This is a genomic window from Methylobacterium sp. GC_Met_2 (assembly GCF_026540795.1).
In the GTDB taxonomy this organism is placed as follows: Bacteria; Pseudomonadota; Alphaproteobacteria; order Rhizobiales; family Beijerinckiaceae; genus Methylobacterium.
Map to the genome: position 1 here is coordinate 1 of NZ_JALNUM010000049.1, position 14767 is coordinate 14767.

General features: G+C 69.7%; 14 protein-coding genes. 7 read left to right on the forward strand and 7 right to left on the reverse strand.

Annotated features, from left to right (window positions below; all coding sequences use genetic code 11):
• On the forward strand, positions 1–1214 hold a 1214-nt coding region (locus tag OXS49_RS17255; RefSeq protein WP_267425840.1), incomplete at its 5' end, for a glucan biosynthesis protein.
• A gap of 153 nt (positions 1215–1367) precedes the next feature.
• On the opposite strand, the gene OXS49_RS17260 is transcribed toward OXS49_RS17255, so the two are convergent.
• The 3 genes from OXS49_RS17260 to moaA form a co-directional block, all read right to left on the reverse strand.
• A complete protein-coding gene (locus tag OXS49_RS17260) occupies positions 1368–1568 on the reverse strand; it encodes a hypothetical protein (protein WP_243919120.1) in 201 nt (66 codons plus the stop codon).
• Positions 1569–1691: 123 nt separating this feature from the next.
• The gene (gene zwf, locus OXS49_RS17265) at positions 1692–3164 is read right to left on the reverse strand and encodes a glucose-6-phosphate dehydrogenase (protein WP_244006081.1); all 1473 of its coding nucleotides are present in this window, start codon (positions 3162–3164) and stop codon (positions 1692–1694) included.
• 130 nt (positions 3165–3294) lie between these two features.
• Positions 3295–4347, reverse strand: a complete 1053-nt coding sequence (moaA, locus tag OXS49_RS17270) for a GTP 3',8-cyclase MoaA (protein ID WP_267425843.1) — start codon at positions 4345–4347, stop codon at positions 3295–3297.
• An 81-nt stretch (positions 4348–4428) separates the two neighbouring features.
• Between moaA and OXS49_RS17275 the strand changes: the two genes are divergently transcribed.
• Positions 4429–4851, forward strand: a complete 423-nt coding sequence (locus OXS49_RS17275) for a DUF971 domain-containing protein (RefSeq protein WP_244006083.1) — start codon at positions 4429–4431, stop codon at positions 4849–4851.
• 27 nt (positions 4852–4878) lie between these two features.
• Here the strand turns inward: OXS49_RS17275 and radA are convergent, their stop codons facing one another.
• Complete coding sequence (gene radA, locus OXS49_RS17280; RefSeq protein WP_267425844.1) at positions 4879–6315, reverse strand: DNA repair protein RadA; 1437 nt, start codon at positions 6313–6315, stop codon at positions 4879–4881.
• Between the two features lie 46 nt (positions 6316–6361).
• Entirely contained in the window at positions 6362–7456 is a 1095-nt protein-coding gene (gene alr / locus OXS49_RS17285; RefSeq protein ID WP_267425845.1) for an alanine racemase, read from the reverse strand.
• Positions 7457–7734: 278 nt separating this feature from the next.
• Between alr and OXS49_RS17290 the strand changes: the two genes are divergently transcribed.
• The 5 genes from OXS49_RS17290 to OXS49_RS17310 all read left to right on the forward strand — a co-directional run bounded on the left by OXS49_RS17290 (position 7735) and on the right by OXS49_RS17310 (position 12502).
• Positions 7735–8343, forward strand: coding sequence for a CvpA family protein (locus tag OXS49_RS17290; RefSeq protein ID WP_243919107.1), 609 nt, complete (start codon positions 7735–7737; stop codon positions 8341–8343).
• Positions 8344–8474: 131 nt separating this feature from the next.
• Entirely contained in the window at positions 8475–9959 is a 1485-nt protein-coding gene (purF, locus tag OXS49_RS17295; RefSeq protein ID WP_244006090.1) for an amidophosphoribosyltransferase, read from the forward strand.
• 143 nt (positions 9960–10102) lie between these two features.
• A complete protein-coding gene (locus OXS49_RS17300; RefSeq protein WP_267425847.1) occupies positions 10103–10852 on the forward strand; it encodes an SDR family NAD(P)-dependent oxidoreductase in 750 nt (249 codons plus the stop codon).
• A 63-nt stretch (positions 10853–10915) separates the two neighbouring features.
• Entirely contained in the window at positions 10916–11326 is a 411-nt protein-coding gene (locus OXS49_RS17305; RefSeq protein ID WP_267425848.1) for a dihydrofolate reductase, read from the forward strand.
• 57 nt (positions 11327–11383) lie between these two features.
• Positions 11384–12502 carry a carboxylate-amine ligase gene (locus tag OXS49_RS17310; protein WP_267425849.1) on the forward strand — a complete coding sequence of 373 codons (1119 nt, stop codon included), beginning with the start codon at positions 11384–11386 and terminating at the stop codon, positions 12500–12502.
• A 37-nt stretch (positions 12503–12539) separates the two neighbouring features.
• Here OXS49_RS17310 and der read toward each other — a convergent pair whose 3' ends face one another.
• Together der and OXS49_RS17320 are read right to left on the reverse strand one after the other, a co-directional pair.
• The gene (der, locus tag OXS49_RS17315) at positions 12540–13886 is read right to left on the reverse strand and encodes a ribosome biogenesis GTPase Der (protein ID WP_267425850.1); all 1347 of its coding nucleotides are present in this window, start codon (positions 13884–13886) and stop codon (positions 12540–12542) included.
• Positions 13887–13912: 26 nt separating this feature from the next.
• The gene (locus tag OXS49_RS17320) at positions 13913–14623 is read right to left on the reverse strand and encodes a tetratricopeptide repeat protein (RefSeq protein WP_244006094.1); all 711 of its coding nucleotides are present in this window, start codon (positions 14621–14623) and stop codon (positions 13913–13915) included.
• Between the last annotated feature and the right edge of the window lie 144 nt (positions 14624–14767).

Below are 14767 nucleotides of genomic sequence, written 5' to 3' on the forward strand. Positions count from 1 at the left end.
TCGCCGGCCAGAGTTTCTCGCCGGATCTCGGCTTCGCGGGTTTCCGCCTGCACCACGCCTTCCCCGATACGCCCGCCTGGCGCCCGAAGGGCTTTCAGGAGGAGTTTCTGGTGTTCCTCGGCGCCTCGTATTTCCGCCTGCGCGCCGCCAACCAGGAATACGGGCTCTCGGCGCGGGGCCTCGCCATCGGCACCGGCGCGTCGGAGGGCGAGGAATTTCCGGATTTCGTCGCCCATTGGCTCTGCGAGCCCGAACCCGGGGCCCACAGCCTGACGGTGCTCTCGCTCCTTGACAGTCCGAGCGTGGCTGGTGCCTACCGTTTCGTCATCAGCCCTGGTGATCCGGCGCGGATCGACGTCACCGCCGCGCTGCATCCGCGGGTTCCGCTCGCCAAGCTGGGTCTCGCGCCCCTCACCAGCATGTTCCTGCATGGTGAGAACGGGCCCGGTGCTCGGGGCGCCAAGCCGTTCGACGACTTCCGCCCGCAGGTGCACGATTCCGACGGGCTCTGCGTCGCCGCGGGGACCGACCGGCTGTGGCGTCCGCTGGTCAACGGGCGCCGGCAGCCACAGATCTCGGCCTTCGCGTCGAAGCCGCTCGCAGGGTTCGGGCTGCTGCAGCGCGAGCGGAACTTTGCCGCTTATCTTGACGTGGAGGCCCGTCAGGAGGCGCGGCCCGGCCTATGGGTGAATCCCGATTCCGCTGGGGGCGCTTTCGCGGCCGGCGCGGTGCAGCTCTACGAGATCCCCGCGGTCGAGGAATACATGGACAACATCGTCGCGGCGTTCATGCCGGACGCGCCGGCGCAGCCGGGGACAGCTCTGCACCTCGCCTACCGGTTGACCACCGTGGGAGCCGAGCCGGTGCCGGCGATCCCCGAGACGGCGCTGGCCCGGGTGACGTCGACGCGATTCGGTTCGGCGGAGCGCCTGCGGCCCCTGACGCCGCCGCGCCCGGAGCGACGGCTCTGCGTGATCGATTTCGCGGGGCCGGGCCTGCCTGCCGGGCCGGACGAGTCGGTGACCGCGGAGGTCTCGGCCAGTGCCGGCACGATGCACGAACCGGTCTCCAACTTCGTGCCGCAGACCGGCGGCTGGCGGATCTACGCGGAGTGGCGCCCGCCGGAGCCGATGCCGGCTGGCGATGTCGTGCTCCGGGCTCGCCTCGTCCGCGGCGGGGTGCTGCTCAGCGAGACGTGGGACGCCGCCGTCTAGGAGGATCGTACCTCAGGCTGGTCATGGTTTCGAGAGGTCGAGACCTTTCTTGGGTCCAAGGCGGAGCCCTGGTCAAGCTCGCAGGGCTCCGCCCGGAGACCCCGCCAAAGGGCTCGTCCTTTAAAAATCCCCAGGGTTTCGACCGTGGCGGTGTTACGCCGTGCGCTGCGCCTGCTCCCGGCGGCGGGCAAGACGGGTGGCGCCATAGACCTCGCTCAGGCGGCGCCGGGCTGCGGAGATCGGCGGGGCCTGCCGCTCGTCATGGGCGGCCGCGATGATGCGCAGGGTCGCGGCGACCGAGCGCTCTAGGCGGCGCTCAGCGAGGGCGGCCGCGTCCCGATAGGTGTCGAGCATGCGATGATCCCTTGTGCGTGGCGGTATCCGCCCTCTGGCGGGGCGGTGACCGGCGGCACCGGCAGAGTTCCTCTCCGTGTTGACGGTATGATGGCAGCTTGGCCGTAAGCTGGGGATAGCGCGTCAGCGCAGCTCCTCGTGCCAGGTTCGGCCGTCCCGCTCGATCAGCGCGATGGCGGCGGTCGGCCCCCAGCTGCCGGCCGGATAGGGCCGGGGTGCCTCGGGCCGGTCGGCCCAGACCTTAAGCACGCCGTCCGCCCAGGCCCAGGCGGCTTCGACCTCATCGCGGCGCATGAATAGGGTGGCGTTGCCGCGGACCACGTCCATCAGCAGGCGCTCGTAGGCGTCGGGGTAGCGCTGCTTGAAGGTCTCTTCGAAGGAGATGTCGAGGTCGGTCGGGCGCAGGCGCAGGCCGCCGGGCCCGGGATCCTTGGTCATCACCTCGAGCTTCATGCCCTCCTGCGGCTGCAGGCGGATCACGAGGCGGTTCGGCTCGCGGCCGAATGCCTCCTCGGGGAAGATCGAGAACGGCGAGGCGCGGAACTGCACCACGATCTCCGAGAGTTTCCGGGGCAGGCGTTTGCCGGTGCGCAGGTAGAACGGCACCCCGGCCCAGCGTCCCGACTGGATCTCGACCTTCATGGCCACGAAGGTCTCGGTCCGGCTCTCATGGCCGAGCTCGGTGAGGTAGCCCTCCACCGGCTTGCCGTCGACAGCGCCCGCCACGTACTGGCCGCGCACGGTCACGGTCTGGATGTCGTGGGCGGTGATCGGCTTGAGGGCGCGCAGCACCTTCAGCTTCTCGTCGCGGACTGAGTTGGCTTCGAGGTTGAGCGGGCTCTCCATGGCGGTGAGGCAGAGCAGCTGCAGGATGTGGTTCTGCAGCATGTCGCGCATGGCGCCCGAGGTGTCGTAGTAGCCGGCCCGGCCCTCGACGCCGACGGTCTCGGCGACCGTGATCTGGACGTGGTCGATCACGTCCGAGGTCCAGAGCCGCTCGAAGATCGTGTTGGCGAAGCGCAGGGAGAGCAGGTTCTGAACCGTCTCCTTGCCGAGGTAATGGTCGATCCGGAAAATCTGTGATTCGGGGAAGACCTCGCCGACCGCGTCATTGATCGCCTTGGCGGATTTCAGATCCTTGCCGATCGGCTTCTCCAGCACGACGCGGGACTTCTCGCCGACCAGCCCGTGGGCCGCGAGGTTGCGGCAGATCGAGCCGTAGAGGTCGGGGGAGGTGGCGAGGTAGTAGGGCCGCACTTGGTCGGGCCGCTCGTCGAGCTTGGCCACGAGGTCGTCCCAGCCACTGTCGCCGGCACCGTCGACCGCCACGTAGTCGACGTGGTCGAGGAAGCGCTGGAGCATCTCCTCGTTCAGATCGGAGGCCGGCACGAAGCGCTTCAGGGCGTCACGGGCGTGCTCGTGAAAGGCGTCGCGCGACAGCTCCGAGCGCGAGGCGCCGATGATCCGGCTGGTCTCCGGGATCTGGCCGTCGCGGAAGCGGTAGAACAGGGCCGGCAGAAGCTTTCGTGCGGTCAGATCGCCGGTCGCGCCGAACACGACGCAGTCGAAGGAAGCGACGGGGATGATCGTGGCCAAGTGCGGCTCCCGGTTGTCGTGCGCTGATCCCGCGCGGCGCGTGCGCCGCACACACCTAGCCTGGGAGCCAGGGCTTCGCCAGACGAGGGCCGCCCTCGCATAGTTCGGGCCGTCGGCGGGACCGGAGCGCTCAGCCCCCCGTGACGCTCATGTGCCGCGGCACGGCGGCCGGGCGCTGGCGCTCGATGACGAAGTCGTGCCCCTTGGGCTTGCGGGTGATCGCCTCGACCACGGCCGCCGCCAGAACGGCATCGTCCTGCGAGGCGCGCAGCACCGCCCGGAGGTCGGCCGAATCCTCCTGGCCCAGGCACAGGTAGAGCTGGCCGGTGCAGGTCAGGCGGACCCGGTTGCAGCTCTCGCAGAAATTATGGGTCAGCGGCGTGATGAAACCGAGACGGCCGCCCGTCTCCTCGACCCTGACGTAGCGAGCCGGCCCGCCGGTCCGATCGGGCAGGGGGGTGAGCGTATAGCGGGTCTCCAGGCGCTGCCGGGCGACCGACAGGGGCAGGAACTGGTCGGTCCGGTCCGCCTCGATCTCGCCGAGCGGCATCACCTCGATCAACGTCATGTCCATGCCGAGGCCGTGGGCCCAGGCGATCATGTCGGGGATCTCGTCGGCGTTAAGGTCGCGGAGCGCCACCGCGTTGATCTTGACCTTCATCCCGGCCGCCCGGGCCGCCGCGATGCCGTCGAGCACCACCTTGAGGTCGCCCCGGCGGGTGATGTCGCGAAACTTCTGCGGGTCGAGCGTGTCCAGCGAGACGTTGATCCGGCGCACGCCCAGGCTCGCCAGCTCGTCGGCGTAGCGGGTGAGCTGCGTGCCGTTGGTGGTAAGGGTCAGCTCCTCCAGTGCCCCCGAATCGAGGTGACGCGCGAGGCGGCGGAACAGGTGCATGATGTCCCGGCGCACCAACGGCTCGCCGCCAGTGATCCGCAGCTTGCGCACCCCGCGGGCGATGAACACGCCGCAGAGCCGATCCAACTCTTCCAGGGTCAGCAGGTCGAGCTTGGGCAGGAACTCCATGTGCTCGGACATGCAGTAGGCGCAGCGCAGGTCGCAGCGATCGGTCACCGAGATGCGCAGATAGGAGATGGCCCGCTGGAACGGGTCAATCAGGGGCGCCGGCCCAGCGGGCGCGCCGGCCGCGATCGTCTGCGGCGTCAGGGAGCTGTCATCGAGCATCGTCCGGCATATGATGCCACAAAGGGTTGCGGGCAAGCATACGGCTGGCCGCAGCCCCCGATTGCGTGAGGAGTGTGACCCGTGAGCGAGGATCTGTGGCCGACCGAGATCCGCCTGTCGGCTGACCGGCGGAGTCTCAACGTCGCTTTCGAGGACGGGGCGCGCTACGCCCTGCCGGCCGAGTACCTGAGGGTGTCGAGCCCCTCGGCCGAGGTGCAGGGGCACTCGCCGCTGGAGCGCAAGGTGATCGGCGGCAAGCGCTCCGTCGCCATCCTGGCGGTGCAGCCGATCGGCAACTACGCAGTCAAGCTCGGCTTCGACGACATGCACGACACCGGCATCTACGGCTGGGGCTACCTGCACACGCTGGGCCGCGAGTACGAGGCGCGCTGGAGCACCTACCTGACCGAACTCGCCGAGCGCGGCCTCGACCGCGACACGGCGCGCCAAGCGCCCGCCAAGGACGGCGGGGGCTGCGGTTCGGGCTCATGCGGTTGTCATTGAGCATCGACACCGACTCAGGGGACTCGCCTAGATCTCCTCGTCGGCGTAGCGCGACGGCGCCCGCCCGCGGCCGCTGGGTGCTCTGCGCGGTGCTCCCGCGCTGATCCCTGCCACCAGATCGGCGATGTGACGCAGCGTCTCGACGGACAGCGCCTTCTCGCCCTCGCCGCGGCCCTGCGGGATCAGCGCCTTGGCAAAGCCGAGTTTCTGGGCCTCCTTCAACCGGGAGCCGGCCTGGGCCACCGGCCGGATCGCCCCCGACAGGCCGATCTCGCCGAAATACACCGTCTCTGACGGCAGCACGGCCCCGGACAGCGACGAGACCAGGGCTGCCGCCACCGCGAGGTCGGCCGCCGGCTCGGTGATGCGCAGGCCGCCGGCGACATTCAGATAAACGTCGTGCGTGCCGAGCCGGATGCCGCCATGGGCCTCCAGCACGGCCAGGACCATCGACAGCCGGTTCGGGTCCCAGCCCACCACGGCGCGCCGCGGCATGCCGAGCGAGGAGGGGGCGACCAGGGCCTGGATCTCCACCAGCAGCGGCCGCGTGCCCTCCATCCCGGCAAAGACCGCGGTGCCCGCCGCCTGATGGTCGCGCCCCGCCAGGAACAGGGCCGAGGGGTTCGGCACCTCGGCGAGTCCCGCATTGGTCATCTCGAACACGCCGATCTCGTCGGTCGGTCCGAACCGGTTCTTCACCGCGCGCAGGATGCGGAAATGGTGGCCCTGGTCACCCTCGAACGAGGCGACCGCGTCGACCATATGCTCCACCACCCGGGGGCCGGCGATCTGCCCGTCCTTGGTGACGTGCCCCACGAGAATCACCGCCGTGCCGGTGGTCTTGGCGAAGCGGATCAGCGCTTGGGCGGACGAGCGCACCTGCGTGACCGTGCCGGGGGCCGATTCCACCGTCTCGGTCCACATGGTCTGGATCGAGTCGATGATCGCCAAAGCCGGCGGCCGGCCCTGGCTCAGGGTCTCGACGATGTCCTCCACATTGGTCTCGGCGGCGAGGTCCACCGGGCGGGAACTCAGCCCCAGCCGTTCGGCCCGCAGACGCACCTGCCCCACCGCCTCCTCGCCCGAGATGTAGGCGACCCGTTCACCCGTCCCCGCCATGGCCGCGGAGGCCTGCATCAGCAGGGTCGACTTGCCGATGCCGGGATCGCCGCCGAGCAGGATCACCGAGCCGCGCACGAAGCCGCCGCCGGTCACCCGATCGAGCTCGCCGATCCCCGAGGGGATGCGGGGCGCCTCCTTGGCCTCGCCGGTCAGGCCCTCCAGCGGGAACACCCGGCCGCGGTTGCGCGACGGTCGGGTCGCGGCCGGACCCGACTGGCCGGGGGCGGCGGGCGCCTCCTCGACGATCGTGTTCCAGCCGTTGCAGGCCTCGCAGCGCCCGCGCCAGCGGTTGTAGACCGCCCCGCAGGACTGACACACGAAGGTCTGGTGGATCTTGGCCATGCGGGTCCAAGCGCCGGGCGACCGGCGGTCCAGGAGGTGAATCGGCTCAGTCTACATAGGTTCGAACATAACGAGAACCCAGACCGGTCAGGATCTCGTAGCCGATCGTGCCGGCGGAGCGGCCGACCGCGTCGATATCGAGGCTGTCGCCGATCAACACGGCTCCGACGCCGCGCTTCGCGGCGGGGGCCTCGGTGACGTCGAGAATAATCAGGTCCATCGAGACCAGGCCGAGGATCGGGCAGGGAATTCCACCGACCAGCGCCTGCCCGCGCCCGCTGATCGCCCGCGGAAACCCGTCGGCATAGCCGAGCGAGAGCGTGGCGAGCCGGCTCGGCCGGGGCGCGGTCCAGCGGCCGTTATAGCCCGCGGTTGCACCCGTCTCGACGTCGCGAACCTGCGCGATCAGCGCCTCCAGCCGCACCACCGGGCGCATCGGGTTCGCGGATCCCGGCGTCGGATTGCCGCCGAACAGGGCGTAGCCCGGCCGCAGGAGGTCATGGTGGGCACCATCGAGGAAGACCCCCGACGAATTCGCCAAGGAGGCCCGGATCCCGGGAAAGGCTGCCCGGACGCGGGCGAAATCGGCGATCTGCCGGGCGTTGACCGGATCCTCCGGCTTCTCGGCGCTGACGAAGTGACTGAGAATCAGATCGATCCCGGCCGCGGCGATCCGCGTATCACCCGCGAGATCGAGCGCGTCCGGAACGGGCAGGCCCAGCCGGTTCATGCCGGTATCGACGTGGAGCGCCGCGGGCAGGCGGCCGGCCGAGAGGGCTGCCCATTCCGTCAGCTCCTCGACGCTGCCCAGCACGGGGCGCAGCCCGTGCGCCGCAAAGGCCGCGGCGGCACCCGGCGGCAGGCCGTTCAGGATGTAGATCTCCGCCTCCGGCAGGGCGGCGCGGGCCGCGATCCCTTCGGACAGGTGCGCAACGAAGAAGGTCCGGCATTCAGCCGTCCACAGGGTCGGCCCGACACGGCTGATCCCGCAGCCATAGGCGTCCGCCTTCACCACGGCGGCGCAGGCGGATCCCGGGCCGCGGGCAGCGAGCGAACGCCAGTTCGCCGCGATCGCCCCGAGGTCGATCGTCAGCCGGGCGCCGTGTGCGCCGATCTCCGTCGCTGGTCTGGCCTCGGCCACGCAGACCGTCTCCTTCAGTCGCCACCGGGTTTCCGGAAGCACAAGCCGGACCCATAGCACCGGGGCGGGTTCTGCGTGGAGCCGAGCCACCTGTGGGCAGGCTTGCGTGCAGGATTGGGCAAGGCCGAAGCCCCCCGCTGATGCATGGACGGCACAGGCCCCGGATGAGACGGGTGCGCCAGGGTGACGGCCGAGGCCGGGCTTGGTATAAATCCACCGCGGTCCGGGGAAGCCGCACGGCCGACGCGGCATCCCCTCGGGTCCCTAGAAGCTTAACGATGCCGTTTACCGTCCTGGATCTCGTCGTGCTCGGCATTGTCGCGGTTTCCGCGCTGCTGGCGGCCGTGCGCGGCGTCACGCGCGAGGTGCTGGCGATCGTCGCCTGGGTGGCGGCGGCCGCGGTCGCCTGGACGCTCTATCCCATGCTGCTTCCCACCGTGAAGCAGCACGTGAGCAGCGACACGGTGGCGCTGGTCGCCTCGATCGCGGCGATCTTCCTCGGCACGCTGATCGTGGTCTCGCTCATCACGGTGAAGATTTCCGACGTGGTGCTCGACTCGCGCATCGGCGCGGTCGATCGCTCGCTCGGCTTCCTGTTCGGGGCGGCCCGCGGCTTCCTGATCTGCGTGATCGGCTGGGTGTTCCTGTCCTGGCTGGTCCAGGGCAAGGTGCCGGACTGGGCCGCGCAGGCGCGTTCGCGCCCGATGCTGGAAAAGTCGGGCGACGCCCTGGTGGCGCAACTGCCCGAGAATCCCGAGGGCTTCCTGAAGCAGTTCAAGAAGCCCAAGGCCGTCACGCCGCAGAACGAGGCGGCCGACGCCCCCGCCGAGACCGATCCGGCGCCTCAGCGCCGCACCGAGACCGCGCCGACCCCGACGCGACGCTGATCTGCGGTATTCGCCGTAGGCCGCTCCTCGTCGAACGCCTAGATAGCGGGTCCGGTCGCATACGGATTGCATCCGCGACGACCGGCGCGCCGGCCCGTCGCCGCCGGGACCTGTGAGTGATCGACAGCAGCATGTCACACGCCGCCCATTCCCAGGCCGCTTCGCCCCAGGCCGACTTCGATCTCGATGGCGACACACTCCGCGAGGAATGCGGCGTCTTCGGCATCTTCGGGCACCCGGAGGCCTCGGCCATCGTGGCGCTCGGGCTGCATGCCCTGCAGCACCGGGGCCAGGAGGCGGCCGGCATCGTCTCCTTCGACGGCTCGGTGTTCCATTCCGAGCGGCGCCCCGGCCTCGTGGGCGATTCCTTCTCGGACGGCGAGACCATCGCCCGCTTGAAGGGCCGCGCCGCCATCGGCCACGTGCGCTACTCGACCACCGGCGGGACGATCCTGCGCAACGTGCAGCCGCTCTTCGCGGAACTCGCAAGCGGCGGCCTTGCAGTCGCCCATAACGGCAATCTGACCAACGCCCTGTCGATCCGCCGCGATCTCGTGCGCGACGGCGCGATCACGCAGTCGACCTCCGACACCGAGGTGATCCTGCACCTTGCGGCCCGCTCGCGGAAGCCGCGGATCATCGAGCGCTTCATCGACGCCCTGCAGGCGATCGAGGGCGCCTACGCGATCGTGGCACTGACCAACAAGAAGCTGATCGGCGCCCGCGACCCGATGGGCATCCGCCCACTGGTGCTGGGCGAACTCGACGGCCGTTACATGCTGGCCTCCGAGACCTGCGCGCTCGACATCATCGGCGCCCGGTTCGTGCGCGACATCGAGAACGGCGAGATCGTGGTGATCTCCGAGGAGGGGGTCGAGTCGATCCGCTTCGCCGACGCCGTGCCAATGCGGCCTTGCATCTTCGAGTACATCTACTTCGCCCGGCCGGATTCCGTGGTGAACGGCAAGAGCGTCTACGAGGTGCGCAAGGCGATTGGCCGGGAACTCGCCCGCGAGGCTTCGGTCCCCGCGGATGTCGTGGTGCCGGTTCCCGATTCCGGCGTGCCGGCGGCTCTGGGCTTCGCGCAGGAGACCGGCCTTCCCTTCGAGATGGGGATCATCCGCAACCACTATGTCGGCCGGACCTTCATCCAGCCGACCCAGTCGGTGCGCGAACTCGGCGTGCGGATGAAGCACTCGGCCAACCGCGCGGCGATCGAGGGCAAGAGCATCGTGCTGGTGGACGACAGCCTCGTGCGCGGCACCACCTCGGTGAAGATCGTCCGGATGATGCGCGAGGCCGGCGCCGCGGAGGTGCATTTCCGGATCGCTTCGCCGCCGATCACGTACCCGGATTTCTACGGGATCGACACGCCCGAGCGCGAGAAGCTCCTCGCCGCGACCCACGATCTTGAGGCCATGCGTAAGTATATCGGCGCCGATTCGCTGGCCTTCCTGTCGATCCCCGGCCTCTACCGGGCGATGGGCGAGGAGGTGCGCAACGCGGCCTGCCCGCAATACACCGACCATTGCTTCACGGGCGAGTACCCGACTGGCCTAACCGACCTCTCCATCGCCGGCCCGAAGCGCTTCGCCATGCTCGCCGAGGCGGACTGACAGTCGGGGTTTCCAAAGGGCGGAACCCCGAGATCGGGCTTCGCCCAAACCCAGCAAGGCTCTGCCCTGTACCCGCAAAAGGTCGAAGACCTTTTGAAACCGGTCCCTCGACCCTTCGGGTGGGAATGCGCTAGGTCCTGCGCATGGCTGAGTCTCAGAGACCTCTGGAAGGCCGCGTTGCGGTCGTCACCGGCGCATCCCGCGGTATCGGGCGAGCCGCCGCCCTGGCGCTCGCCGGAGCTGGCGCGCACGTCGTCGCGGTGGCCCGCACCGTCGGCGCCCTGGAGGAACTGGACGACGCGATCCGCGCGGCGGGCTCCAGCGCCACTCTGGTCCCCTTCGACCTCACTGATTACGAGGCGATCGACCGCCTCGGCGCCGCGATCAACGAGCGCTGGAAGCGGCTCGACATCCTGATCGCCAATGCCGGCATCCTCGGCGCGCTCATGCCGATCGGCCACATCACCCCGAAGATCTGGGGGCAGGTGATGGACGTGAACGTCACTGCCAATTGGCGCCTGATCCGCTCGCTAGACCCGCTGCTGCGCATGTCGGATGCCGGGCGGGCGATCTTCGTCTCCTCGGGGGCGGCCTCCAAGTGCCGGCCCTACTGGGGGCCATACTCGGTCTCCAAGGCGGCGCTCGAAGCCCTGGTGCGCACTTACGCCGCCGAGAACGAGAGCACAGCCATCCGCGCGATGCTCGTCAATCCGGGCCCCCTGCGCACGGGGATGCGCCGCTCGGCCATGCCCGGCGAGGATCCCGAGACACTGCGGACACCCGAGGACCTCGCGCCCCATTTCGTGCGCTTCGCCAGCCCGGATTGGGCCGAGACCGGCGCACTCTACGATTTCCCCACCGACCGGGTGATGCGGTTCCGCGCACCCGCGTAGAGGGGTCCGGGGCCCGCGGCTCCGGCGAGTGGCGGGCAGAGTCCGCTGGGTTTGGGATTTGCGATGATCGACGTCCGCTGCATCTGTGCGATCGGCCTGCGCGGCCAGCTCGGCCTCAACGGCCACCTGCCCTGGGAGGGCAACACCGATCCGCTCTTCGTGGAGGACGTGACGCGCTTCTTTGCGCTGACCATGGGCCACGTGCTGATCGCCGGGCCGAAGACCGTGGCTTCGGTCCCCGAATTCGCCTTCAAGGACCGCACCATCGACGTGATCCGCAGCCACGAGGACCCGGAGCAGGTCCTCAAGCGCTATCCGGGCCGGCGGATCTTCGTGGGCGGCGGGATCGCGGTGTGGAACGTCTACGCCCAGTACATCCAGAACTGGGATATCACGCGCCTGCCCTATGACGGCGAGGCGGATCGCTGGTTCGATCCGGCCTGGCTGGTGGGCGGGGCGCTGCGGGCGGGTTGAGGGCACCTTCACGCGGGCCGGCGCGTTGGCGCACGCGTCGCGTTTGCGGAGACCCCGATGAGTGCCCACAGCTACCGGTTCGGCATCGAGGAGGAATACTTCCTCGCTGATGCCGAGACCCGCGGCACGCCGCGCGGCGACCTGGAGACCTTCCACGCGCGGGTGAAGGCGGACCTGCCCGAGACCGGGCGCGAGTTGGTCGCCGCCCAGGTCGAACTCTGCACGCCGCCGCTCACCGACGCGGCTGCCGCCCGGGATAACCTCGGCGGTCAGCGGGGGCAACTCACCGGGATCGCGGCGGCGAACGGCCTGCGGCTCCTCGCCTGCGGCACCCATCCCCTGGCGCATTGGTCGCGCCAGACCGCCACCGATGGGGAGCGCTACCAGGGTATCCTGTCGGATGTCGGCATCGCGGCCCGGCGGGCGCTGATCTGCGGCATGCATGTCCACGTCGAGGTGGCGGACCCGGAGGCCCGCGTCGACCTGATGAACCGGCTGCTCCCGTTCCAGCCGCTGCTGCTCGCGCTCTCGGCCTCCTCGCCATTCTGGCAGGGTGAGGCGACCGGCTTGCGGGCCTACCGGCTCAGCGTGTTCGGCGAATTGCCCCGCACCGGCCTGCCCGAACTCTTTGTCGATGCCGCCGCCCATGCGCGGTTCGTGGATATCATGACCCGCTCGGGCGCCATCGCGGATGCCAGTTTTCTCTGGTGGTCCCTGCGGCCGTCGATCAAGTTTCCGACCCTGGAGCTACGCATCGCCGATGCGTGCACGCGGCTCGACGATTCGCTGTGCATCGCCGCCCTGTTCCGCTGCCTCGTGCGCCTGTGCGTGCGCCGGCCGGACCTTCATTCCGGGCTCGATAGCGTCTCGCGGGCCTTGGCCTCGGAAAACCTCTGGCGTGCCCAGCACAGCGGCGTGCAGGCGACGCTGATCGACGAGACGCGGGGCGAGGCCGTGCCGTTCGCCGAGGCGCTGGAGGCCGTTCTCGCCCTGGTGGAGGAGGATGCCGAGGCCCTCGGCTGCGTCACCGATGTCGCCCGTGCCCGGGCGATCGTCGCGGAGGGGACGAGCGCGGACGGCCAGATCGCCGCCTACGAGGCGTCCCTCACGGCGGGACAGGATGAGCGCGCCGCGTTGGCCGCGGCGGTGGACTGGATCGCCGACGCGGTTTGCTAAGGGGGCTTGCGGAGCCCCGGGTCGCCTGGAAGCCCGGTTACCCCTTGTCGAACGGGTTCTGGGAAGTCCTGAGCGACAGGCGGATCGGCGTGCCCGGCAGCTCGAACGCCTCGCGCAGGCCGTTCACGAGGTAACGGGTGTAGGATTTCGGCAGCGCATTCAGCTGGTTGCCGAACAGCGCGAAATGCGGCGGCCGGCTCTTCACCTGGGTCGCGTAGCGGATCTTGATCCGCCGGCCCGAGACCGCCGGAGGCGGGTTGCGCGAGGTCGCCTCGCTTAGCCAGTCGTTGATGCGCGAGGTCGAGATCCGCTTGTCCCAGACCTCGGCGGCATCCACCACCGCCTGCATCAGCTTATCGATCCCGTCGCCGGCCAGCCCGGAGAGCGGTACCACCGAGACGCCGCGCACCTGCGGCAGCAGGCGGGTGCAATCCTCGCGCAGCTGCTTGAGCAGGCCCGGCTGGTCGGCGACCAGATCCCACTTGTTGAGGCCGATCACCACGGCCCGGCCCTCGCTCTCGACGAGATCGACGATGGTGAGATCCTGCTTCTCGAACGGGATCGTGGCATCGAGCAGCACCACCACCACCTCGGCGAAGCGCACGGCGCGCAACCCGTCCGAGACCGCGAGCTTTTCGAGCTTGTCGTCGATCCGGGCGCGGCGGCGCATCCCGGCCGTGTCGTGCAGCTTGATCCGCCGCCCGCGCCACTCCCAGTCCAGCGAGATGGAATCGCGGGTGATACCGGCCTCGGGGCCCACGAGCAGCCGCTCCTCGCCGAGCATGTGGTTGATCAGCGTGGACTTGCCGGCATTGGGGCGGCCCACGATGGCGACCTTCAGGGACCGGCCGCCGGGGGCGTCCTCGTCCGCCTCGTCGTCATCGCGCTTGGGCAGGGCACCCGTGAGCGCCTCGTGCAGTTCGCCCAGCCCCTCGCCATGCTCGGCCGAGAACGGGATCGGGTCGCCGAGCCCGAGGGTGAAGGCTTCGTAGGCCCCGGCGAGACCGGTGCCGCCCTCGGCCTTGTTGGCAATCAGGATCACCGGGCAGCCGGAGCGCCGCACCAGTTCGGCGAAGGGCTGGTCGGCCGGAAGCACGCCGGCACGGGCGTCGATCACGAACAGCACCACGTCGGCGGCCAGGATCGCCGCCTCGGTCTGCATCCGCATCCGGCCCGTGAGGGTCTTCTCGTCCGCCTCCTCGAGGCCAGCGGTGTCGATCACCCGGAACTGGAGGCCGCCGAAGGTGACGTCGCCCTCACGCCGGTCGCGGGTCACACCCGGGCGGTCGTCGACCAGCGCGAGCTTCTTGCCCACGAGGCGGTTGAACAGGGTCGACTTGCCGACGTTCGGCCTCCCGACGATCGCGACGGTCGGCATATCCATGATAGGTCTCGAAAAGTTCGAAGAAATCAGCGAGTGATCGGCGGGGGCGGTGCGGCGGGCTCGGGCTTGGCCTCGGTCACCGTGACGGGGCCACCCGCCACGATCGCCGCATAGACCTCGATCCGATCGCGCAGGTTCCGCGGGGTGTCGGGATCGGCCACGATCTGATCGAACCAGCGGCCGGCCTCCTCGTAGTCGCCCTTCTTCAAGGCGGAGAGCCCCAGCATCTCGCGCGCCGTGTGGCGGAACGGCGTGCCGGCGGCCAGACCCTGAAGGTTGGCGAGTGCCGGATCCGGGTTCGGTCCGTCGAGGCGCAGCAGGGCCGCGCGCAGGCGGGCGAGGTCACGCAGACCGTCGCCGAGGCCGGTATCGTCGGCGAGCTTGTCGAACTCGGCCGCGCCGGCAGCCGCGTCGTGCTTGCCCGTCTCGGCCGCGGCACGGAAGCGGGCCAACAGCCGGTAGCCCGCCGGAGCCTGCGCCTCCAGGGCGTCAAACGCCTTGTCGGCCTCCGTGACCTTGCCCTCCTTGGCGAGGCGGTTGGCCTCATCGAACTGGATCGAGGCCGTCTCGGCGGCGGCGCGCTGCTGGGCCTGCCAGTAGCGCCAGCCCGCCACCCCCGCCACCAGGAGCACAGCGAGCGCGATGATCACGCCGCTGTAGCGCTTCCAAATCTGGAGGATCCGGTCGCGGCGGTAATCCTCGTTGACTTCGCGAAGGAACTCGTTGTTCTCGGCCATTCTATCCCGGGCCGCCGATGCCGGCGCCCCACCTTGTACCTCGATTGGGACCCGCGCCTAACACACGGGCGGCGGGTTGGCGACAGGTCCTGTCCCGAAGCCCGTCCGCGCCGCGCACGAAGATGTCCCGGTTTCGAAAGGTCG

Excerpts from the sequence above, each read along its gene's own strand:
- der (WP_267425850.1), bottom strand. The coding sequence starts at position 13,886 with ATGGATATGCCGACCGTCGCGATCGTCGGGAGGCCGAACGTCGGCAAG.
- purF (WP_244006090.1), top strand. The coding sequence starts at position 8,475 with ATGTCACACGCCGCCCATTCCCAGGCCGCTTCGCCCCAGGCCGACTTC.
- moaA (WP_267425843.1), bottom strand. The coding sequence starts at position 4,347 with ATGCTCGATGACAGCTCCCTGACGCCGCAGACGATCGCGGCCGGCGCG.
- OXS49_RS17305 (WP_267425848.1), top strand. The coding sequence starts at position 10,916 with ATGATCGACGTCCGCTGCATCTGTGCGATCGGCCTGCGCGGCCAGCTC.
- OXS49_RS17290 (WP_243919107.1), top strand. The coding sequence starts at position 7,735 with ATGCCGTTTACCGTCCTGGATCTCGTCGTGCTCGGCATTGTCGCGGTT.
- OXS49_RS17300 (WP_267425847.1), top strand. The coding sequence starts at position 10,103 with ATGGCTGAGTCTCAGAGACCTCTGGAAGGCCGCGTTGCGGTCGTCACC.
- OXS49_RS17310 (WP_267425849.1), top strand. The coding sequence starts at position 11,384 with ATGAGTGCCCACAGCTACCGGTTCGGCATCGAGGAGGAATACTTCCTC.
- radA (WP_267425844.1), bottom strand. The coding sequence starts at position 6,315 with ATGGCCAAGATCCACCAGACCTTCGTGTGTCAGTCCTGCGGGGCGGTC.
- OXS49_RS17260 (WP_243919120.1), bottom strand. The coding sequence starts at position 1,568 with ATGCTCGACACCTATCGGGACGCGGCCGCCCTCGCTGAGCGCCGCCTA.
- OXS49_RS17320 (WP_244006094.1), bottom strand. The coding sequence starts at position 14,623 with ATGGCCGAGAACAACGAGTTCCTTCGCGAAGTCAACGAGGATTACCGC.